Here is a 20291-nt window from a genome sequence, read left to right on the forward strand (position 1 = left end):
GGATGTGCTGTGAGGTCAGTGCGCGGCAGCGGTGTGGAAGTAGAACGCCGGGATGCTGAGCTGACGGCTGCGACGGACGGTGCGTGACTCGAGGAGTGCGGGGACTCCGGCGAACGCGGTGAGACCGACGACGAGGACGCCGGCGACGGCGACGAGGACGGTGAGGTAGGTGGTGATGATCGAGAGATCGGTGAGCTGGCCCATGGTGGGCCTCCTTTCGTTTCTACGTCTGTAGAAGACTCTACATCTGTAGAAAATCACGATGCAAGTCGGGGTCGCCCTCGAGGTCCACCCGGTGCGCCGAGCCCGCGACCGGCACAATGACGGGATGACCTCACGTGAGACCCCTGCCGCAACGGGGCGGCGGGCCGAGCTGCTCGAGGCCGCTGTCGAGGTCGTGGCCGACCTGGGGCTGCGGGGGCTCACCCACCGCTCGGTCGACGCCCGCGCCGGCCTGCCCGAGGGCACATGCTCGGCCTACTTCCGTTCTCGCGAGGCGCTGCTCATCGGTCTGGCGGAGCACGTCGCCGCGAGCATGTCGCGTGATGTCGACGAGATGGCGACGCTCGCGTCCACCCATGCCGACGACACCGACGCCCTGGCCACCGAGGCCACCGACCTGCTCCTGCGTTGGCTGGACCGACCCCAGGTCGTCCGCACGCAGGGCGAGCTCTCGCTCGAAGCCGTGCGGCGCCCCGAGCTCATGAAGGTCTTCCAGAACTGGCGCGCCGGGCTCGACACGCTCGTCGCCGGCATCTCCGAGGCTGGCGGAAGCCCCGATTCAGGGATCCGAGCATCCGTCGCCGTCGCTGCCCTCGAGGGAGTGCTCGGCTCGGCGACCCGGATGTCGGAGGACAAGCGGGAGGACTTCGTCAGGGCCGCCGTGCCCATGCTCGTGCGCGGGCTGCACGCCGACCGCTGACCTCATCTTGCGGGGCGCGTGCCCGTTCGCGATGTCACGGACGCGGGTATGCCGCGTCGGGCCCGCCGCGCTCGAGTCGCCTTTTCTTCCACTTGCGGACCTTGAGCCACATCCACACGAGGAACCAGGCCAGCGCGATCAGGGCAAAGATCACGAGGATGGGGATGAAGATCGCGACGAGCGACAGGCCCAGTGATGCCCCGTCCTCCGCCGTTGAGACCAGCGGTGCACCGACGCCCAGGGTCCCCACGTTGATCGCGGGCCGCGCGGCCATCTTGCCCGAATGGACGAGTCCGGACACGACGATGCCGAGGACGACGCCGATCCACGGGTTGTCGCCCATCCACGTCGACTTGTCGAGCGACTCAGCGGCGTTCGTCGCCGCGAAGATCAGCCCGCCCATGCTCGGCCGGATGAACGTCTGGATCGCGTCGTTGACGGTGTCCACCGCAGGGATCTTGTCGAGGACGAGCTCGGTGAGGAGCAGGAGCGCGCCGACGCCAATGGCCCACGGCGACTCGATCCACTGGAAGCTCGAGGGCAGCGTGATGACGTCGGTGAAGCGGGCGATGAGCGCGACGATCATGAACGGGATGTAGGCGTTGAGGCCAGCCGCAGCGGACAGCCCCATGCCGGTGAGTGCGGCGATCACGTGTCGACCTCCTGAGTTCGTGCCGGGCGTCGGCACCGTCAGGACATGTCTACTCGATTCGCGCGCGCCACTCGGGTTTCACGCGCACCCGACGCGTATGCCGTGTGGTCCCGCAATCGGGACCACACGGCATACGCGTGTGTTGCTGTCAGTCAGTCGCCCTTGACGTTGACGATCTGCCGCAGCGTGTGCCGGACCTTGACCAGGTCAGCGGCGTCTGCCATGACCTGGTCGATGTCCTTGTAGGCGCCCGGGATCTCGTCGATGAACGCGTCCGAGTCCTTGTACTCGATGCCCACCATCGCCTCCCGCAGTTCGTCCCGGGAGAACGTCTTGCGTGCCTTGCTCCGCGAGAACATCCGACCGGCACCGTGGGGTGCCGAGTTGAGCGACATCGCGTTGCCGAGACCTTCGACGACGTAGGACCGCGTGCCCATCGAGCCGGGGATGAGGCCGAGCTGGCCGACCTTCGCCTCGATGGCGCCCTTCCGGGACACCCACAGCTCCTTGCCCCAGTGCTTCTCCTGCTGGGTGAAGTTGTGGTGGCAGTTGACCCGTTCCTGCTCCTCCACCGGTGTCCCGACGAAGTCGCCGAGCTGCCGCAGGACCCGATCCATCATTTCCTCCCGGTTGAGCAGGGCGTAGTGCTGGGCCCACCGGAGTTCCCGGATGTAGGCCCAGAACTCGTCCGTCCCCTCGACGAGGTAGGCGAGGTCCCTGTCCTGGAGGGTGATCCAGTACCGGTCCATGAGCTGCCGGGCGATCGCGATGTGGTGCTGCGCGATCTTGTTGCCGACCCCCCGTGAACCGGAGTGGAGGAAGGCCCAGGCCCGGTCCTGCTCGTCGAGGCTGACTTCGACAAAGTGGTTGCCCGATCCCAGTGTGCCGAGCTGTTCCCGCCACCGCCCGGCCCGCTGATCCGGGCTGAAGCCGGCCTCGACGGCCATGCCCTCGAGCTCGGCAGTCCGCGGCTCTGCGGTCGCGACGATCTTCTTGTTCGCCGCGCCCGCCGACAGCGGGATGGACCGTTCGATCGCCTCCCGCAGGGGAGTGAGTGACCGGCCCGCCAGGTCCGCAGCGGTGAACTGCGTGAGGACGGCGATCATGCCGCAGCCGATGTCGACGCCGACCGCTGCCGGGATGATGGCCCGTTCGGTCGGGATGACCGAGCCGACCGTCGCCCCGAGACCGAGGTGGGCATCAGGCATGAGCGCGAGGTGCGGGAACACGAAAGGCAGTTCGGAGGTGCGCTCCGCCTGCTCCTGGGTCGAGGGTTCGAGGATTGAGGCCCAGTTCATGAGCCGGGGGGTGATCTGCTTCATCGCGCACCTCCTGGGGCGTCGTGTGGATGTGTGTCACCCGCAGTGCCGTTGTTGGCTGCGGGCCGTCGGGAAGCCTGACAGGTGCCCGACAGCTGGTGCGAACGATTAATGGCGCAGCGGTGTGAATGATGCAGAGTTGGGGTGTGTCCACCCACCTCACTGTCACCAGCTCCGAGCAACTCACCCCACGTCTGCGACGGCTGTGGTTCCACAGCGACGACCTGTCGGCGTTCGAGGGCAACGAGTCGACCGACCGTTACGTGAAGCTCGTCTTCCCCAAGCCGGGCGTCGACTACCCGCAGCCTCTCGACATGAAGGCCCTGCGCGGGACGATCCCTCCCGAGGACATGCCGGTCGTGCGGACCTACACGGCTCTCTTTCCCGATGTTGCGGCCGGAACGTTGGCCATCGACTTCGTGATCCACGGCGACGAGGGAATCGCTGGGCCGTGGGCCGCTGCTGCCCAACCGGGCGACACCTTGCTCGCCAACGGTCCGGGCGGTGGCTACCGGCCGGACCCGACCGCCGACTGGTTCCTGTTCGCCGGTGACGAGTCGGCCGCTCCGGCCATCACCGCGGCTCTTGCCGACCTGCCTGCCGACGCCATCGCCCGCGTCGTGGTGCTCGTCGACAACGCCGAGCACGAGTTGCCACTGCCCCTTCCGTCCGGCGCCGAAGTGACCTTCGTCCATCGCGAGACCGGGGGAGACCTCGTCGAAGCTGTCCGGGCACTCGAGTGGCCGGAGGGTCGCGTCGACGTCTTCATCCACGGCGAGGGCAATGCGGTCATGCACGGCATCCGCCCCTACCTCCTGCGCGAGCGAGCACTGACGCGCGAGCAGGTGTCGATCTCGGGCTACTGGCGGCTGGGCCGCACCGAGGAGGGCTTCCGCGACTGGAAGGCCGAGCTGGCCGCAGCAGAGAGCGCGACCTGAGCGGACGGCGGCAAACCGGGTTGCGTGCGCCGCCTAGGATTCACGGGTGAGCAAAATCCTGTCTGCTGTCGCCTGGCCGTACGCCAACGGTCCGCGCCACCTCGGCCACGTGGCCGGGTTCGGTGTCCCCTCCGACGTCTTCAGCCGCTACATGCGGATGGCCGGACACGACGTGCTCATGGTCAGTGGCTCCGACGAGCACGGCACCCCGATCCTCGTCCTCGCCGACCAGCAGGGCGTCACGCCGCAGGAGCTGGTCGACAAGAACCACGCGATCATCGCCAACGAGCTCGCTGACCTCGGCTGCGCCTACGACCTCTACACGCGCACGACGACGACCAACCACTACTCCGTCGCGCAGGAGCTGTTCAAGCAGGTCCACACCAACGGCTACATGATCGAGCAGACGACCCGCGGCGCCATCAGCCCGAGCACGGGACGCACCCTGCCCGACCGCTACATCGAGGGCACCTGCCCGATCTGTGGCTACACCGAGGCCCGCGGCGACCAGTGCGACAACTGCGGCAACCAGCTCGAGCCCACCGATCTCATCGACCCGAAGTCCAAGATCAACGGCGAGACACCGGAGTTCATCGAGACGCAGCACTTCTTCCTCGACCTTCCGGCGCTCGCCGTAGCCCTGCGTGAATGGCTGGAGGGTCGTGAGGCGAGTGGCACGTGGCGACCCAACGTCATCAAGTTCAGCCTCAACATCCTCGAGGAGATCCGCCCGCGCGCGATGACCCGCGACATCGACTGGGGCATCCCCGTGCCGCTCGAGGGCTGGGAGGACCAGAGCGCCAAGCGCCTCTACGTCTGGTTCGACGCCGTCATCGGCTACCTCTCCGCGTCGGTCGAGTGGGCGCGCCGCCAGGGTGACCCCGAGCGCTGGCGCGAGTGGTGGAACGACCCGGAAGCCCTGTCGTACTACTTCATGGGCAAGGACAACATCACCTTCCACTCGCAGATCTGGCCCGCAGAACTTCTTGCGTATGCCGGCCGCGGTGACAAGGGCGGGGAGCCCGGCACTTTCGGTGTGCTCGGCCTTCCGACCGAGGTCGTGAGCAGCGAGTACCTCACGATGGAGGGCAAGCAGTTCAGCTCCAGTCGTGGCCACGTCATCTACATCCGCGACGTCCTCGAGCGCTACGGCCCCGACCCGATTCGCTACTTCATCTGCGCGGCCGGCCCGGAGAACCAGGACAGCAACTTCACCTGGGCCGAGTTCGTGCAGCGCAACAACTCCGAGCTCGTCGCGGGCTGGGGCAACCTCGTCAATCGGACCGGCGCCATGATCGCCAAGAGCTTCGGTGAGATCCCGCAGCCGGGCCCGCTCGAGCCGGTCGACGAGGCCGTGCGCGCCGCGACGCTCGCAGCGTTCGACACCGTGGGTGACCTCCTCGCCAAGCAGCGCATCAAGGCAGCGGTCAACGAAGCCATGCGAGCGGTCGGCGACGTCAACAAGTACGTCACCGACACCGAGCCGTTCAAGCTCAAGGGCGACGACCAGCGCGAGCGCCTCGCAACGGTCCTGCACACGCTCATCCAGTGCGTCAGCGACCTCAACACGATCCTCGCGCCGTTCCTCCCGCACGCCTCCAACCGGGTTCACGCCTTCATCGGCGGCGAGGGCGAGTTCACGCCGATGCCGGTGATCGAGGACGTCCACGGGCTCGACGAGGGCGACAAGGACCGCAGCTACCCGATCATCACCGGCGACTACAGCGCCACGCCGCGCTGGGAGTCCCGTCCGGTGGCCGTCGGCGCGCCCATCGCCAAGCCCACCGGCGTCTTCGTCAAGCTCGACGAGTCGGTCGTCGACGAGGAGCTCGAGCGGCTCCAGCAGTCGTGAGCGCGTTGTGAGTCCGTCATGAGCGAGTCGACCAGGGGCGTTCCCGACCTGCCCGATCCGCTGCCCATCGCGGTCGTCGACAACCACACGCACCTCGACATCGAGCGTGATGGTCACCCCGTCGACGTCGCTGCCGCCCTGGCCAGGGCCAAGGCGGTCGGCGTCGACCGCGTCGTCCAGATCGGCTGTGACCTCCCCGGGGCCCGCGCGACCATCGAGATGATCGACACCCACCCCGCAATGCTCGGGGGAGTGGCCCTGCACCCCAACGAGGTGCCCGGGCTGGCCGACAGCGGAAGTCTCGACGCGGCATACGCAGAGATCGAAGAACTCGCCGGGCACCCCAGGGTGCGAGTCATCGGCGAGACCGGCCTCGACTACTTCCGCACCGGCCCCGAGGGGCGACCGGTGCAGCAGGACAGCTTCCGTTGGCACATCGACCTGGCCAAGCGGCTCGGCAAGGCGCTGCAGATCCACGACCGCGACGCCCACGACGACGTGCTGCGCATTCTCGAAGAGGAGGGCGCGCCGAAATCGACTGTGCTGCACTGCTTTTCGGGTGACCTGACGATGGCGCAGGAGTGCGTCGAACGCGGCTACTACCTCTCGTTCGCCGGGACCATCACCTTCAAGAACGCCCACGGCCTGCGTGATGCGCTGTCCAACACGCCCCTCGATCGACTGCTCGTCGAGACGGACGCGCCCTACCTGACCCCGCACCCGTGGCGCGGTGCCGTGAACGCTCCGCACCTCGTGCCGCTGACCGTCCGTGCGATGGCGGCGACCCTCGGTGTGGCCGTCCCGACGCTCTGCGAAGCGCTGTCGACGAACTCGGAGCGCGTCTACGGTCCGTGGTGACGCCTCATGAGTCACACGCGTCCCTGTGGTGACAAGGTGGCGGGGGTCACCGTTACCAAAATTTGACCTTTGCCCTGTTTGTCGGGATGGTTGATGGGTTGGCCGGAGCTGGGCTCCGGGTGAAAGCAAGGGGCGAGGACGCCGGTGTGATGCCGCGTGGACCTCGCTCTCCTGTTGTCGGGACTCTTCCCCTGTGGAGCCCCGCGGCCCTCCCCTGTGGGCTGTCGCCCGACCTGGTGTCCGGAGAGTTCGATCATCGGAGCACTCTTGATTTCTCGTCCCCTGCGTTTCGCTGCCCAAGGTGCTGCGGCACTCACGGTGGCCGCCGGATCCTTCGGCGTTGCCCACCTCGACAAGGCTGTCGCGCTGTCCGTCGACGGCCAGTCCTCGTCGCTGCACGTCTTCGGCTCGACCGTGGGCGATGCCCTCGCCAAGAAGGGCATCAAGGTCGGCGAGCACGACCAGGTCGTCCCTTCCATCGGCTCGTCCCTCGAGGACGGCGACACCATCTCGGTGCGTTACGGGCGCAAGCTCACCGTGACCATCGACGGTGTTGCGAAGGAGTACTGGACGACGGCCACGACCGTCGATGCCGCGCTGCGCGATCTCAACATCCGCGCCGGCAGTGACGCCAAGCTCTCGGCCTCCCGCTCGCAGGCACTCGGCCGTCAGGGCCTGGCGCTCACCGTGTCGACCCCCAAGGCGTTCTCGGTCAAGCTCGGCGGCAAGACCCAGACCTTCACGACAGACGCCGCCACCGTTGGCGAGGCGCTCTCCACCGCGGGTGTTGCCGTCGACCGTGACGACCTCGTCGCCCCGGCACGCACGGCCACCCTGACGCGCGGCCTCGCCGTTGCCGTCACCAAGGTGGACGTCAAGAGCTCCGCCAAGAGCGAGTCCGTCGCCTTCGGGACGGTCACCAAGAAGGACGCGACCCTCCTCGAGGGTCAGAAGAAGGTCCTGACCGCGGGCAAGGCAGGCGCACGCGCCCTCGTCCTGCGCCTCACCTACCTTGACGGCGTCCTCAAGGGCACCAAGGTTCTCTCGAGCAGCACCACGAGCCAGCCGGTCGCCCAGGTCGTCGCAATCGGCACCAAGCCCAAGCCGGCCGCCCCGAAGCCGACGGCGTCGGCCCCGGCCCCGTCCGCCGGCAACACCTCGGGTGCAGGCATCAACCTGTCCAACGCCGCCATGTGGGACCGCATCGCTGAGTGCGAGTCCAGTGGCAACTGGTCGATCAACACCGGCAACGGCTACTACGGCGGCCTGCAGTTCGACCTGCAGACCTGGCGTGGTGCTGGCGGTGGCGACTTCGCCTCGCGCCCCGACCTTGCCTCGCGCGCCGAGCAGATCACCGTCGCGAACCGCGTCTACGCGGACCGTGGCCTCCAGCCGTGGGGTTGCGCACACGCAGCCTGACGCTGACAGACACCTCCGAGGCCGTGCCTCCCACTTCGGTGGGGCGCACGGCCTCGGTGCATCTGCGGGTCCGTCCGGGGCAATAGGGTGGCGGCCATGTCGACGTCAGGGCTCCTCGGGGCCGCCCAGATCCGCGAGCTCGCGGCCCGCTTCGGCATCCGGCCCACGAAGTCCTGGGGCCAGAACTTCGTCATCGACGCCAACACGGTGCAGCGCATCGTGCGCGTGGCCGGTGTCGGCCCCGACGACGTCGTCGTGGAGATCGGACCAGGCCTGGGCTCCCTGACCCTCGCCCTGCTACCGGTCGTGCGTCACGTCACCGTCGTCGAGGTCGACCCGATCCTGGCGGGCGCCCTGCCCGAGACCGTCGAGACGGTGGCTCCCGGCGTCGTGGAGCGGCTCACCGTCGTCCACGCCGACGCCCTGCGCATCGAGGAGCTCCCCGGTGACGCGCCGACCGCTCTCGTCGCGAATCTGCCCTACAACATCTCGGTCCCCGTAGTCCTCAACTTCCTCGAGCGCTTCGCGAGCCTCGAGCGCATCCTCGTGATGGTGCAGCTCGAGGTCGCCGAGCGGCTCGCGGCCAAGCCGGGCTCCAAGATCTATGGCGTGCCGAGCGTCAAGGCCGCGTGGTACGCCGAGGTCACGCTGGCCGGCAACGTCAGTCGGTCGGTCTTCTGGCCCGTGCCCAACGTCGACTCCGGCCTCGTCAAGCTCGTCCGGCGGGAGCAGCCGACGACCGATGCCTCCCGCGAGCAGGTCTTCGCGTGCATCGATGCCGCCTTCGCGCAGCGCCGCAAGACCCTTCGCGCCGCGTTGGCGACCTGGGCCGGCTCGCCGTCAGCCGCCGAGGCCGCGCTCGTCGCCGCTGGCATCGACCCGCGCACGCGTGGCGAGCAGCTCGACGTCCACCAGTTCGCGGCGATCGCGAGTGCCCACCGGGCCAACCTCGCGGCGCCGTCAGTGGCCGAGCAGGCCGAGTAGCTCTCGCTCGGTCTCGTCGCTCAGACCGCACCGTCGTGGGTCGGTCGCCTCACGGCCTTCTTCGTATGCCGCGGCGTCACGCATCGTGTCCGCCACCGGCCGGTTGGTGAGGCCGGCCGCGCGGGCGGCCTCACCGGTGTGAGAACTGAAGCCGCGCCACTCCGGGTCCGAGATCCACAGCGGCAGGCTGTCCTCGCCCATCCACTCCTGCACGCCGTGCTCGGCGAGCCATGGAGCCGGAGCGGCGACGACCGGCCCCCGGTGCCCCGCGACCTCACGCGCCGTCGAGAGCAGCCCACCCAAAGTGTCGGGCGAACCCACCGCGTCGAACACCCCGGCCGTCCGTGAGTCGGCGCAGCGCACGAGCCAGGTGGCCAGGTCGCGCACGTCGATGATCGCCATCGGCAGGGTCGGGTCCTCGGGAGCCAGCACGGCCCCGCCAGCCCCCACGGGATGGGCGAAGCGCCACGGCCACCACCCCGAACGCCCCGAAGCGTCGCCGGGCCCACCGATGAGGCCGGCCCGCGCGATGAGCACCCGCTCCGCGCCGAACCCCGCGAGCACCGCCGCCTCGCACGCCACCTTGGCCTCGCCATAGACGCTCATGTCGCTCATGACGTCGCCGTCCAACGGCGACAACAGCGGAACGGACTCGTCGGACGCGAGACGCGAGTGGTCGGCATACACATTGCCTGTCGAGACGAACACGAAGTGATCGGCGACCGGTGCGAGCTCGGCCACGGCACGGCGGACCTGCCCGGGCTGGCGCGACACGTCCACGACGGCGTCCCAACGCTCACCGGCGCCAGCCACCTCGGCGAGCCCGTCGGGATGGTCCCGGTCGCCCCGAACCCACCGCACTCCACCCGGCACGTCGCCCGCGACGCCGCGCGCCAGACAGGTCACCTCATGGCCGTCGGTCACCGCCCGGGTGGCCACCGCACGTCCGAGCATCGCTGTCCCACCGAGCACGAGAAGTTGCATGCGACCAGTGGACCGCGGCCGACCGCGCGGGCGCGAGCGTGTTCGCTGAGAGCGTGGATGTCAGAGCACGCCCACCCCATGACTAGGGTGGGCGACATGACCTCGGCCCACTCGGACCCCTCACCTGTCACGGTGCGTGTCCCCGCCAAGGTCAACCTCGAGCTTCTGGTCGGCCCCCTGCGCGATGACGGCTTCCACACGCTGTCGACGGTCTACCAGGCCGTGAACCTCCACGACGACGTCACGGTCGCCCTCGATGACGAGTGGAGCTGCTCGGTCTCGGGCCCCTACGCCGACATCGTGCCGACCGACGCGAGCAACCTCGCACTGCGCGCCGCCCGTCTCCTCGCCGAGGAGACCGGTGTCGAGACACCCGTCCACATCTCCATCGCCAAGTCGATCCCCGTCGCCGGCGGCATGGCCGGCGGTTCGGCCGACGCCGCCGCGACCCTCGTCGCCTGCGACCGTCTCTGGTCGCTCGGTCTGTCGACCGAAGAGCTCGAGGAGTATGCCGCCGAGCTGGGTTCCGACGTCCCGTTCCTGATCCGTGGTGGCACGGCTGTGGGGAGCGGGCGCGGCGAGCGGCTGGCTCCGGTCCTGGCCCGGGGGAGCTATCACTGGGTCTTCGCGATCAGCGACATCGGCCTCTCGACGCCCGATGTCTATGCCGAGTGCGATCGACTGCGCGGCAAGTCCAAACCAGCGGACGCCTCACCTGAGCCCAATTCTCAGCTCATGATCGCCCTGCGCTCTGGTGACCCGCACATCCTCGCGCCGCAGCTCACCAACGACCTGCAGGACGCCGCGATCTCGTTGCGCCCCGAGCTCGGCGAGCTCCTCGCCAGTGGCATGGAGTTCGGTGCCCTCGGTGGCGTCGTGTCCGGGTCGGGGCCGACGGTGGCGTTCCTCGTCGAGGACGTCGAGTCGGCCATCGACCTCACCGTGGCCCTCACCGCCACCGGCGCCGCCCGTGAAGTGCGCAAGGCGATCGGGCCCGTCCACGGCGCCCACGTCATCCCGGCCCGGGTCGACTAGTGGCCGTCCTCATCTCGGTCGAGCGCGCTGCCCTCGCGCTCGGCACCGCCCAGGTGCTCGACGGCGTCTCCCTCGGTGTCTCCGGTGGCGACCTCATCGGGATCGTCGGACGCAACGGTGGTGGCAAGACGACGCTGCTGCGAGTCATTGCGGGAGAGCTCGCCGTGGACAGCGGACGGGTTGCTCGCCTCGGCGGCGGCACCGTCGGTGTGCTGACCCAGGACGACACGCTCGACCCCACGGCCACGGTGCGCGAGGTGGTCCTCGGCGATCTCGAGGAGTACGTCTGGGCGGGTGACTCGCGCATCCGCGACGTCCTCACCGGTCTGCTCGGCGGCCTGGACGCCCCAGCGCTCGGCGGCCTCGAGTCGACCGTCGCAGGCAAGTCCGGTGGCGAGCGTCGTCGCCTTGCCCTGGCCAAGCTGCTCGTCGAGGATCCCGATGTCCTGCTCCTCGACGAACCGACCAACCACCTCGACGTCGAAGGTGTCGCCTGGCTGGCCGATCACCTCGTCAACTACCGGTCCCGCCCCGACAACGCGCTCGTCGCCATCACCCACGACCGGTGGTTCCTCGACGCGGTCGCCACCCGCACGTGGGAGGTCGTCGACGGCCAGGTGAACGGCTTCGACGGCGGCTACGCGGCCTACGTGCTGGCCAAGGCGGAGCGCGAGCGGATGGCCAAGGTCACCGCAGAGCGCCGCAACAACCTGCTCCGCAAGGAGCTCGCCTGGCTGCGGCGCGGCCCGCCAGCGCGCACGACGAAGCCGAAATTCCGCATCGACGCCGCCAACGCCCTCATCGAGGACGAACCGGCGCCCCGCAACGACGTCGAGCTCATGGCCTTCGCGACGAGCCGGCTCGGCAAGGACGTCATCGACCTCCTCGACGCCTCGGTGTCCCTCGGCGAACGCACCCTGCTCGAGAAGCTCACCTGGCACCTCGCTCCGGGTGCTCGCATCGGCATCGTCGGGGTCAACGGCTCCGGCAAGTCGACGCTGCTGCGCGCCCTCGCCGGCGAGATCCCGCTGACGGCGGGCAAGCGCAAGGAAGGCATCACCGTCCGCATCGGTCACCTGACCCAGGACGTGCGCGAGCTCGATCGCCTCAGCAACGCCCGGGTCATCGACGCTGTCGAAGAGGTCCGCAAGGTCACGATCCTCGGCGGCAAGGAGGTCACGGCGTCCTCGTTGGCCAAGCGCCTCGGGTTCCCGGGGCCGCGCCAGCAGACGCGCGTCGGCGACCTGTCCGGTGGGGAGCGCCGCCGGCTCCAGGTGCTGCGCATCCTCATGGACGAACCCAACGTCCTGCTGCTCGACGAGCCCACCAACGACCTCGACATCGAGACGCTGACCGCCCTCGAGGATGTCCTCGACGGCTGGGCCGGGACGCTGCTCGTCGTCTCGCACGACCGCTACCTGCTGGAGCGCGTCGCCGACCAGCAGGTCGCGTTGTTGGGTGACGGTCACGTGCGTCAGCTGCCGGGTGGCGTCGAGGAGTACCTCAGGCTGCGTGCCACCGTCATCCCCACGTATGCCGCGATGCCGACTGCTGCGGGTGCGTCACCTTCGTCGTCGGCTGCGTCGACATCCGCTGTGGCGCAGCCGGTCTCATCCGCGAGCCCGGCCGAGCAGCGCGAGGCGCGCAAGGTCATGTCCCGCGTCGAGAAGCAGCTGTCGAAACTTGCGACTCGCGAGGAGAAGATCCACGCGGCGATGGCCGAGCACGTGGCGGACCACGCGAAGGTCCTCGAGCTCAACCAGGAGCTGCGCGACGTCGTGGACGAGCGCGAAGTCCTGGAGCTCGAGTGGCTCGAAGCCGCGGACACCCTCGAGCCCTGATCTGTCCAACGAGCGGGATCGCTGGCGCGCTGCTACCTTGACGCCAAGGCCCATCGCTTCTGTGTTGCGGGCCCCAGCAGGGGCCCCTCAAGCAGAAGTCAGAGGTCCGGATGAAACGGCGAACAGTGTTGTTGGCAGCGGGAATTGGCGCGGGCTCGATGCTCGGGGCCGGAACGGCTGAGGCTGCCGTGCGAACCATCGACCGCGTGGGTCTCAACCTCGACATCGCCCGCCGCTACTGGTCGCCGGCGTCGATCATCACCCTCATCAAGCTCGTGGCGGACAAGGGCGGGAACTCCCTTCACCTGCATGCGTCCGACGACCAGGCCTACGGTCTCGAGTCAGCGCTGCTGGGGCAGACCGTGGCCAAGGCGCAACTGGTGGGGACGAAGTACACCAACCCGCGCACCGGGAAAGGTTTCCTCAGCCGAGCCCAGCTCGCCTCCGTGATCGCGTATGCCGCCACTCGTCGGGTCGACGTCATGATCGAGATCGACACGCCAGGGCATGCGGGCGGCATACGCCGTCTCATGGATCTCACCCCGATCGCGAGGTTCCCGACGTCGCAGGTCTTCTCCAACTACGCGCCGAAGGAGATCGAGGTCCACAGCTCGACCGCCTGGGCCTTCGTCCGCGAGCTGTGGGCCGAGGTGCTGGCGATGCACCCGACAGCCACGCGGGTCCACCTGGGCGGGGACGAGTTCGCCGGATCAGCGGTTGAGAAGAAGGCGTGGGCCACGGGGGTGAGCGCCCTCGCTGCGGCCCTCAGGACGAAGAACAACGTGACCTCGACGGTGTGGAACGACTCGATCATCCCCGAGTCGGCGGCGCTGCTCAGCCGCTCGATCACGGTGGCCTACTGGGACTACGACGACTGGGGAGCTGCGGGCACGCGGCTGACGATGCCCGCGGTGGCGAGTGCGGGCTTCACCATCCACAACTACAACGGCTACTACCTCTACTGGGTCCCTCGCACCTACGAGACGGTTGGCGACCGGCAGTGGATGTGCGACGCCCTGCGGGACTGGTGGACGCTGGGCTACTGGGGAGCGGACCGCGCCATGAGTGAGACCAACACCAAGTTGCGCGGTGCCTGCTTCTCGATCTGGGGTGAGGAGAGTGCTTCACTCTCGGAGGCCACGATCATCAGCCGCGGCTCGCCCATCTACAGCGCGTTCGCGTCGAAGGTTCGCGCGATCTGAGCTGCCCGACCACGACTGCGGCCGAGTGAACCGTTCAGCTCGTCTCGAACGGGGCGAGCAGGACCCGCAGGTGGCGGGCCAGTGCCGTGCGCTCGCCCTTGGGGAGCTCGGCCAGCAGGTCGCGTTCGTGCGCGAGCAGGTCATCGAGGGCGCCATCGACGGTCTGCATGCCGTCGGCCGTGAGCCGGACGATGACTCCTCGACGGTCGCGCGGGTCCGGGTGGCGCTCGACGAAGCCTCGGGTGAGGAGGCGGTCGACCCGGTTGGTCATGGTCCCGCTCGTCACGAGCGTCTCTGCGATGAGCTGCCCGGGGGAGAGTTCGTAGGGCGCTCCCGCGCGGCGCAGGGCCGAGAGGACGTCGAACTCCCAGCCGTCGAGACCGTGCTCGGCGAAGGCCGTTCCGCGGGCGAGGTCGAGGCGGCGGGCCAGCCGTGAGACCCGGCTGAGGATCTCGAGCGGAGTGACGTCGAGTTCAGGACGCTCACGCCGCCAGGCTGAGACGATACGGTCGACATCATCCTCGGGCATGAGGGCGACTGTACTCCCGTCAAGTATCTTGATATCAAGAGAAATTGTGGGGAGGGTAGCCAGGAGGACGGGCCGACGGATCATTCATGACCTGCAGGAGGAAGCAACGATGCGCACACAGCCGAGCTGGGACCCCGCGGCATACTCACGATTCGGTGAGCAGCGGAGCCGTCCGTTCGCCGACCTCGTCGCGCAGATCCGGTCCGACGAACCCGCACTCGTCGTCGACCTCGGTTGCGGCCACGGGCCCGCCACCTTGACCCTCGGTGAGCTGTGGCCCAACGCCCGCATCGTCGGCGTCGACGAGTCCGAGTCGATGCTCGAGGCGGCGCGGGCCATGGACACCGGCAACCGCGTGGAGTGGGTTCAGGCCGACCTCAAGGACTGGGACCCCGCGTCGCTCGGCCAGGCGCCCGACGTCATCATCACGAACTCGACCCTCCAGTGGGTCCCGGGTCACCTCAACCTGTTGCCGACGTGGATGGATGCGCTGGCTCCCGGTGGTTGGCTCGCGATCCAGGTTCCCAACAACTTCGACGCCCCGAGCCATGCCCTCATGCGTGAGACAGCGGCCACCCACGCCCGCGCCAACGAGCTGCTCGCTGCGCTCGACCTGCCGGCGGTGGGGGAGCCCAAGACCTACCTCACGTTCCTCAGCCGGCTGGGTGCCACGGTCGATGCGTGGGAGACGGTCTACTCACACATCCTCGACCCCGAAGGAGAGTCCGAGGACCCCGTGCTCGACTGGGTGAGCGCCACTGGTCTGCGCCCGGTTCTCGACATCCTTCCCGAGGGCGAGGAGCGTGACGCTTTCACCGAGCCGTATGCCGCCGCCCTGCGTGAGGCCTATCCGCGCAGCGAGGTCGGTGTCCTGTTCCCGTTCCGGCGCGTGTTCGCCATCGCCCAGAAGAACGACGCCAGCTGATGACCGTCATCGGCATCCATCACATCCAGATCGCCTGTCCCGCAGGCACGGAGGACCTGCTCCGTCATTTCTACGGGGTGGTGTGCGGGATGCCCGAGATCCCCAAGCCGCCGGCCCTTGCTGCTCGAGGTGGCGTGTGGTTCGCCGCTGGTGAGCAGCAGCTGCACTGCGGTGTCGAGAACGGTTTCGCTCCCGCCCTCAAGGCGCACCCGTGTCTGGCCACTGACGATGTCGACGGCCTCGCCGCTGCCATCGCGGGTGTCGGGGGAGAGGTGCGCTGGGACAACGCCATCCCCGGCGTTCGGCGCTTTCACACCGACGACCCGGTGGGCAACCGGGTCGAGTTCCAGCTGGTGCGCGGCCCGAAGCTCGACTTCATCGTCTGACCCGACTTCGTGCCCCGCACGGACGCTCGTCGCTGCGCTCCGCTTGTCCGTGCGGGGCACGAAGACGAAGCGGGTCGTGCTCAGAGGTGGGTGATTTCGGGCTTTGCCTCGAGGCCGGTGAGGCCGTTCCACGCCAGGTTGACCAGAGCCGCCGCGACGTCGCGCTTCTTGGCCTTGGGGTTCTCGAGCCACCACTGACCCGTGAGCGCGACCATGCCGACAAGCATCTGCGCATACATCGGCGCCTGCTTCGGGTCCAGCCCGCGATTCGTGAACTGGGCCGCGAGCAGGTGCTCGACCTGGGAGGCCACGTCGGACATGAGCGACGCAAAGTTTCCGGTCTGTTGTCCCGGCGGCGAGTCGCGCACGAGGATTCGGAACCCGTCCGTCGACCCCTCGATGTAGTCGAGCAGCGCCGTCGCGGCGCGCTCGAGCAGCGCCCGCGACCCTCCGCCGGAACTCAGCGCCTGAGCGATTCCCCCGAGAAGGGACTGGATCTCACGGTCGACCACGACGGCATACAGGCCCTCCTTGCCACCGAAGTGTTCGTAGACAACGGGTTTGGAGACACCCGCCGCGCTGGCGATCTCTTCGACCGTCGTCGCTTCGTAGCCCCGCTTGGCGAAGATCTGGCGCCCGATCCCCACGAGCTGCTCGCGACGTTGCGCCCCCGTCATCCGCCCCCGCGGAGTGCGCACCTTGGCTGTTGCCTCGTCTCGACTCACCTGCGCCATTGTGCCCTCCGTCGCGCCTCCCCGCTGACGAGACCGTTCGTGAGGTCGCGCACGCGTCAACTACCCTTTGCGACGTATGCCGTGAGCACGCCTGACGCGCATCGTTCCCCGGTTGGTCTGCCGGCAGGGCCCGCCTGACTTTGAATCAGGACTAGCGACGTAGGTTCGACTCCTACCCGGGGAGCGCAGTTGGCACGCAGAGGCCCGGCGAGAAGTCCAGTCCTTGGCGGCGCGATCACGCAGAGATGATCGCCCCATCAGGACCTGGTCATCTCGGCGCCCGCGGCGGTGGGGCGGCGGTCACACCTGGGGCCAGACCTGCGGCCAGGCCGTGACGAGAGCGCTCTTGGTGCGCGACGCCAGCTCCATGGACGTGATCTCGTCGAGGCTCCACCACAGCGAGCTCGACGAGACAGGTGAGTTCTTCCAGACCCGTTCGGCGCTGCAGCGATAGACGATGTCGAGGAAGTGGTCGCCATGCTCCATGGCGCTCTCCACGCCGTGCACGCGCGCCATCGAGGGTGAGGCTCCGGTGTCGTGCACGAGACCGCGGGCCACGCGGCCGGGATCCTCGCCGATCCGCAGATAGGCCCACGGCAGCGTCCAGGTCAGCGTGCCGTGCCGTCGGTCGAGCAGCATCCGATGGTCGTCGTCAATCGCGACGATGTGCACCCGCACCCGTGGCCGTGCTGTGTTCACTTCAGGCTCCTCGACAGTCGCAGCAGTCTCCGTCGACCACCGCAATCCCCTTGCTCGGGCTTAGGTTAGGGCGTCCTTCGGTGAGGCTGTCAACTGCCTCGGACATCCCGCCGGGCGCAGGTCTGCGACCTGCGGCGATCCGACTCTGCTACCCGATATTGCCCGTTGTGGTGCCCACGAAGGCGACGAATCGGGCAGCCGGTGGAGCGAGGTCGCGGTCGCTGCGCCAGGTGAGGCCGATGGTCCGACGGGCCGCGGACGAGGCCAGTGGGATGCCGATCGTGCCCGTGTGTCCGGCGAACTGCGCGGGCAGGACCGCGACCCCGAGTCCGGCCGACACGAGGCCCTCGATCGTCGCGAGGTCGGCGCTCTCGAACGACACGTTCGGTCGGACGCCGGCCGATGCCAGGAGGTCATCGATGAGGGTTCGGTAGCCGAACCCGTGGGGTGTGGTCACGAGGTCCTCGTCGGCCAGTGCCTCGAGCGAGATCCGACGCCGCGCCTTCCAGCGATGGTTCGGGGGAACGACGAGGACGAGCCGCTCCTCCTGCAGGGGCACCCAGCCGAAGGGCCCGGGAGGCAGCCACGACGTGATGGCCAGCTCGACGGCACCCGAGTCGAGGTCGCGGGTGATGTCGTGGTGCGGCTCCTGGGTGAGGAGGACCCGGACTGCCGGTGCGTGCGCGTGGAACTCGCGCAACACCCGCGGCACGAGCGACGTCGACATCGAGTCGAGGAAGGCCAGCCGGACGGTTCCGCTGTCCGGATCGAGACGCCCGGCCAGGTCGGCCCGCAACTGGTCATGTCGGGCCGTGAGGTCTCGCGCCGCCGTGACCACCAGTTCCCCGTGCGGCGTGAGCACCACCCCCGTCGGCACCCGCTCGAAGAGCCGAGCCCCCAGGTCGGCCTCGATCCGAGCGAGCGCACGAGAGAGCGTCGGCTGGCTCACTCCGAGCACGGCCGCGGTGTCAGTGACGTGACGGTGCTCTGCCAGGGCCACCAGCCATTCGAGATCGCGCAGCTGCATCAATCCATCATGCGCCAGACGTATGCGGATTTGCCATGAACGTCATTGGACGTATCCATGCCCGTCACGTCAACCTCGAGAGATGAAGAGCGCAACGCAGATCCCGGCGATCGTCGAGCCGGGCCACCGTCCCGGCACGTCGGGCTACCGTCGCGTGGTCCTCGCGCTTTTCGCCGCCGGCGTCGCCACCTTCGCCCTCATCTACAGCACCCAGGCCCTGCTGCCCGAGCTCGCCACCGACTTCGGCGTCTCGTCGGCGCAGAGCACCCTCTCGCTCTCGCTCACCACCATCGCGCTCGGACTCACCCTCCTCGTCGCCGGACCCCTGTCCGATCGCATCGGCCGCACCCGCCTCATCCACGCCAGCCTCATCGCCTCCGTGGTCGTTGCTGCGGCGTCCGCGCTGGCGCCCACATGGCCCACCTTCCTCGGGCTGCGGCTTGCCCTCGGCGTGACGATCGCCGGACTCCCGGCGGTCGCCACGGCATACCTGCGTGAGGAACTGCATCGTGGTGCGCAGGCGCGCGCCGCCGGTCTCTACATCGGCGGAACCGCCATCGGCGGCATGACCGGCCGCCTGGCCACTGGCGCCGTTGCGGAGGCGTGGGGGTGGCGTTGGGCGCTCACGGCCGCCGCGCTGCTGGGCCTCCTGTGTGCCGTCACCGTCTGGTTCGCGCTGCCGGCATCGCGTCACTTCGTCGCACGCCGGGCCGGTGTGCGGCCCATGCTCGGGATGGCCCGCCGTGCCGTGTCCGACCCGGTGCTCCTCGCGCTCTACGGGATCGGGATGCTCGGCGCCGGCGCGTTCGTCGCGGTCTTCAACGCGCTCGGTTTCCGGCTCACGAGTGCGCCTTTCGGCCTCGGTCTCGGCGCCGCGAGCCTCGTCTTCCTCGTGTACGCGTTGGGCTCGGCCGGATCAGCGATCGCCGGACGGCTCGCCGACACCTTCGGCCGCCGTGCGGTCGTCCCGATCGGCGCAGGGCTCGCCCTCGCCGGCGTGCTCCTGACCACCTGTGGGCAGCTTGCCGTCGTCATCGCCGGCACCGCCCTCATGACGGCCGGCTTCTTCGTCTTCCACGGCGTCGCCAGTGGCTGGGTTCCGGTGCGGGCGCACGCAGGCGGAGTGGCTGGCGCACAGGCCGCCTCGCTCTACCTGTTCGCCTACTACGTCGGCTCTTCCGTCTTCGGGACGGCTGGGGGACATGCCTGGGCGTATGCCGGGTGGTCCGGTGTCGTCGTCCTCGCCGGTGCGCTGTTCGCCGGGGTGGCCGTGCTCAGCCTCGTGCTGCGCCGCAGCCGCGCCCTGACCAGTTGACGAGCGCGAGTCGCGTCAGCGGGCGACGGAGTAGCGGCCACACATGAAGTCGCGGTTGCGCGCGACCTCCTCGAGGTTCAGCTCGACGTGACGGGGCAGGACTGGCGCACCTCCACCAAGGGTCACGGGGGCGTACTGCACCCACACCTCGTCGAGCAGCCCGACGTCGTGGAACTGGCCGACGAGGTCGCCGCCCCCGACGATCCACAGGTCCTTGTCGCCCGCCACGGCGACCATCTCGGCGTGGACCCGGGTCACGTCGGCCGTCGTGAACCGGACCTGCTCCGACGGCGCGAAGTCGCGATGGGTGAAGACCCAGGTGGGCTTGGGCGTCCAGCCGTCAGGGTCGTGGTCGAGGAGCCACTGCCACGTCGATGCGCCCATCGCACATGCACCGACAAGCGGCGCGAAGGTGTCGAAACCCATGTCGACGTCGCCGACGATGTCGCGCGAGACCAGCCAGTCGAGGGAGTGGTCGGGCGTCGCGATGAAGCCGTCGAGGGAGCACCCGGTGTAGTAGATCGTTGCCATCCCCGCACGATGGCACGTCCCACCGACAGGCAGGAGTGGCGAGTGGACGGGTCCGCGGGCCGGGAGCGCAACGGGCGTGGACGGCATACCGGCTGGTCGTCGGTAGAGTGGCGCGGTACGCCGCCACGAACCCCGGGAG

At 68.8% G+C, this 20291-nt stretch carries 21 protein-coding genes and 1 tRNA gene; 13 read left to right on the forward strand and 9 right to left on the reverse strand.

Annotated elements, in window-relative coordinates:
• Positions 1 to 15: 15 nt before the first annotated feature.
• Positions 16 to 204 carry a hypothetical protein gene (locus JNB_RS16650; protein ID WP_009777686.1) on the reverse strand — a complete coding sequence of 63 codons (189 nt, stop codon included), beginning with the start codon at positions 202 to 204 and terminating at the stop codon, positions 16 to 18.
• Positions 205 to 262: 58 nt separating this feature from the next.
• Between JNB_RS16650 and JNB_RS20670 the strand changes: the two genes are divergently transcribed.
• Positions 263 to 922: a TetR/AcrR family transcriptional regulator gene (locus tag JNB_RS20670; protein WP_009777687.1), complete on the forward strand. Its 660-nt coding sequence runs from the start codon at positions 263 to 265 to the stop codon at positions 920 to 922.
• Positions 923 to 956: 34 nt separating this feature from the next.
• Here JNB_RS20670 and JNB_RS16660 read toward each other — a convergent pair whose 3' ends face one another.
• Both JNB_RS16660 and JNB_RS16665 read right to left on the reverse strand, forming a co-directional pair.
• Positions 957 to 1574, reverse strand: a complete 618-nt coding sequence (locus JNB_RS16660) for a DUF4126 domain-containing protein (RefSeq protein ID WP_009777688.1) — start codon at positions 1572 to 1574, stop codon at positions 957 to 959.
• 152 nt (positions 1575 to 1726) lie between these two features.
• Entirely contained in the window at positions 1727 to 2896 is a 1170-nt protein-coding gene (locus tag JNB_RS16665; RefSeq protein WP_009777689.1) for an RtcB family protein, read from the reverse strand.
• A 125-nt stretch (positions 2897 to 3021) separates the two neighbouring features.
• Between JNB_RS16665 and JNB_RS16670 the strand changes: the two genes are divergently transcribed.
• From JNB_RS16670 to rsmA, 5 genes are all read left to right on the forward strand, one after another.
• A complete protein-coding gene (locus tag JNB_RS16670; protein WP_009777690.1) occupies positions 3022 to 3831 on the forward strand; it encodes a siderophore-interacting protein in 810 nt (269 codons plus the stop codon).
• Between the two features lie 46 nt (positions 3832 to 3877).
• Positions 3878 to 5683 carry a methionine--tRNA ligase gene (gene metG / locus JNB_RS16675; RefSeq protein ID WP_009777691.1) on the forward strand — a complete coding sequence of 602 codons (1806 nt, stop codon included), beginning with the start codon at positions 3878 to 3880 and terminating at the stop codon, positions 5681 to 5683.
• 18 nt (positions 5684 to 5701) lie between these two features.
• Positions 5702 to 6541, forward strand: coding sequence for a TatD family hydrolase (locus JNB_RS16680; protein WP_009777692.1), 840 nt, complete (start codon positions 5702 to 5704; stop codon positions 6539 to 6541).
• 267 nt (positions 6542 to 6808) lie between these two features.
• Positions 6809 to 7960 carry a resuscitation-promoting factor gene (locus JNB_RS22045; RefSeq protein WP_040885121.1) on the forward strand — a complete coding sequence of 384 codons (1152 nt, stop codon included), beginning with the start codon at positions 6809 to 6811 and terminating at the stop codon, positions 7958 to 7960.
• Between the two features lie 96 nt (positions 7961 to 8056).
• On the forward strand, positions 8057 to 8944 hold the full coding sequence (gene rsmA, locus JNB_RS16690) for a 16S rRNA (adenine(1518)-N(6)/adenine(1519)-N(6))-dimethyltransferase RsmA (protein ID WP_009777694.1): 888 nt from the start codon (positions 8057 to 8059) through the stop codon (positions 8942 to 8944).
• On the opposite strand, the gene JNB_RS16695 is transcribed toward rsmA, so the two are convergent.
• Entirely contained in the window at positions 8921 to 9928 is a 1008-nt protein-coding gene (locus JNB_RS16695) for an NAD-dependent epimerase/dehydratase family protein (RefSeq protein ID WP_009777695.1), read from the reverse strand. The two genes, rsmA and JNB_RS16695, sit on opposite strands and share 24 nt — an antisense overlap.
• 96 nt (positions 9929 to 10024) lie before the next feature.
• On the opposite strand from JNB_RS16695, the gene JNB_RS16700 reads away from it, so the two are divergent.
• From JNB_RS16700 to JNB_RS16710, 3 genes are all read left to right on the forward strand, one after another.
• A complete protein-coding gene (locus tag JNB_RS16700; protein WP_009777696.1) occupies positions 10025 to 10963 on the forward strand; it encodes a 4-(cytidine 5'-diphospho)-2-C-methyl-D-erythritol kinase in 939 nt (312 codons plus the stop codon).
• Positions 10963 to 12804 (forward strand): ABC-F family ATP-binding cassette domain-containing protein, encoded by a 1842-nt coding sequence (locus JNB_RS16705; protein ID WP_009777697.1) that lies wholly within the window; start codon positions 10963 to 10965, stop codon positions 12802 to 12804. The genes JNB_RS16700 and JNB_RS16705 overlap by 1 nt, the downstream gene beginning before the upstream one ends.
• A gap of 110 nt (positions 12805 to 12914) precedes the next feature.
• Positions 12915 to 14006, forward strand: coding sequence for a family 20 glycosylhydrolase (locus JNB_RS16710; protein WP_083784516.1), 1092 nt, complete (start codon positions 12915 to 12917; stop codon positions 14004 to 14006).
• A gap of 34 nt (positions 14007 to 14040) precedes the next feature.
• Here the strand turns inward: JNB_RS16710 and JNB_RS16715 are convergent, their stop codons facing one another.
• The gene (locus JNB_RS16715; protein WP_009777699.1) at positions 14041 to 14535 is read right to left on the reverse strand and encodes a MarR family winged helix-turn-helix transcriptional regulator; all 495 of its coding nucleotides are present in this window, start codon (positions 14533 to 14535) and stop codon (positions 14041 to 14043) included.
• 109 nt (positions 14536 to 14644) lie between these two features.
• Between JNB_RS16715 and JNB_RS16720 the strand changes: the two genes are divergently transcribed.
• Complete coding sequence (locus tag JNB_RS16720) at positions 14645 to 15460, forward strand: methyltransferase domain-containing protein (RefSeq protein WP_009777700.1); 816 nt, start codon at positions 14645 to 14647, stop codon at positions 15458 to 15460.
• On the forward strand, positions 15460 to 15846 hold the full coding sequence (locus tag JNB_RS16725) for a glyoxalase (protein ID WP_009777701.1): 387 nt from the start codon (positions 15460 to 15462) through the stop codon (positions 15844 to 15846). Before JNB_RS16720 ends, JNB_RS16725 begins: the two co-directional genes overlap by 1 nt.
• A gap of 80 nt (positions 15847 to 15926) precedes the next feature.
• Here JNB_RS16725 and JNB_RS16730 read toward each other — a convergent pair whose 3' ends face one another.
• Entirely contained in the window at positions 15927 to 16523 is a 597-nt protein-coding gene (locus JNB_RS16730; RefSeq protein WP_009777702.1) for a TetR/AcrR family transcriptional regulator, read from the reverse strand.
• Positions 16524 to 16685: 162 nt separating this feature from the next.
• On the opposite strand from JNB_RS16730, the gene JNB_RS16735 reads away from it, so the two are divergent.
• Positions 16686 to 16764: transfer RNA gene (locus tag JNB_RS16735), tRNA-Gln, on the forward strand.
• Between the two features lie 116 nt (positions 16765 to 16880).
• Here the strand turns inward: JNB_RS16735 and JNB_RS16740 are convergent.
• Entirely contained in the window at positions 16881 to 17279 is a 399-nt protein-coding gene (locus tag JNB_RS16740) for a hypothetical protein (protein ID WP_148232485.1), read from the reverse strand.
• Positions 17280 to 17427: 148 nt separating this feature from the next.
• On the reverse strand, positions 17428 to 18306 hold the full coding sequence (locus JNB_RS16745) for a LysR family transcriptional regulator (RefSeq protein WP_009777704.1): 879 nt from the start codon (positions 18304 to 18306) through the stop codon (positions 17428 to 17430).
• 82 nt (positions 18307 to 18388) lie between these two features.
• Between JNB_RS16745 and JNB_RS16750 the strand changes: the two genes are divergently transcribed.
• The gene (locus JNB_RS16750) at positions 18389 to 19621 is read left to right on the forward strand and encodes an MFS transporter (protein ID WP_009777705.1); all 1233 of its coding nucleotides are present in this window, start codon (positions 18389 to 18391) and stop codon (positions 19619 to 19621) included.
• 15 nt (positions 19622 to 19636) lie between these two features.
• On the opposite strand, the gene JNB_RS16755 is transcribed toward JNB_RS16750, so the two are convergent.
• Positions 19637 to 20152, reverse strand: coding sequence for a dihydrofolate reductase family protein (locus tag JNB_RS16755; RefSeq protein WP_009777706.1), 516 nt, complete (start codon positions 20150 to 20152; stop codon positions 19637 to 19639).
• Between the last annotated feature and the right edge of the window lie 139 nt (positions 20153 to 20291).

It is taken from the genome of Janibacter sp. HTCC2649 (genome assembly GCF_000152705.1).
GTDB lineage: Bacteria > Actinomycetota > Actinomycetes > Actinomycetales > Dermatophilaceae > Knoellia.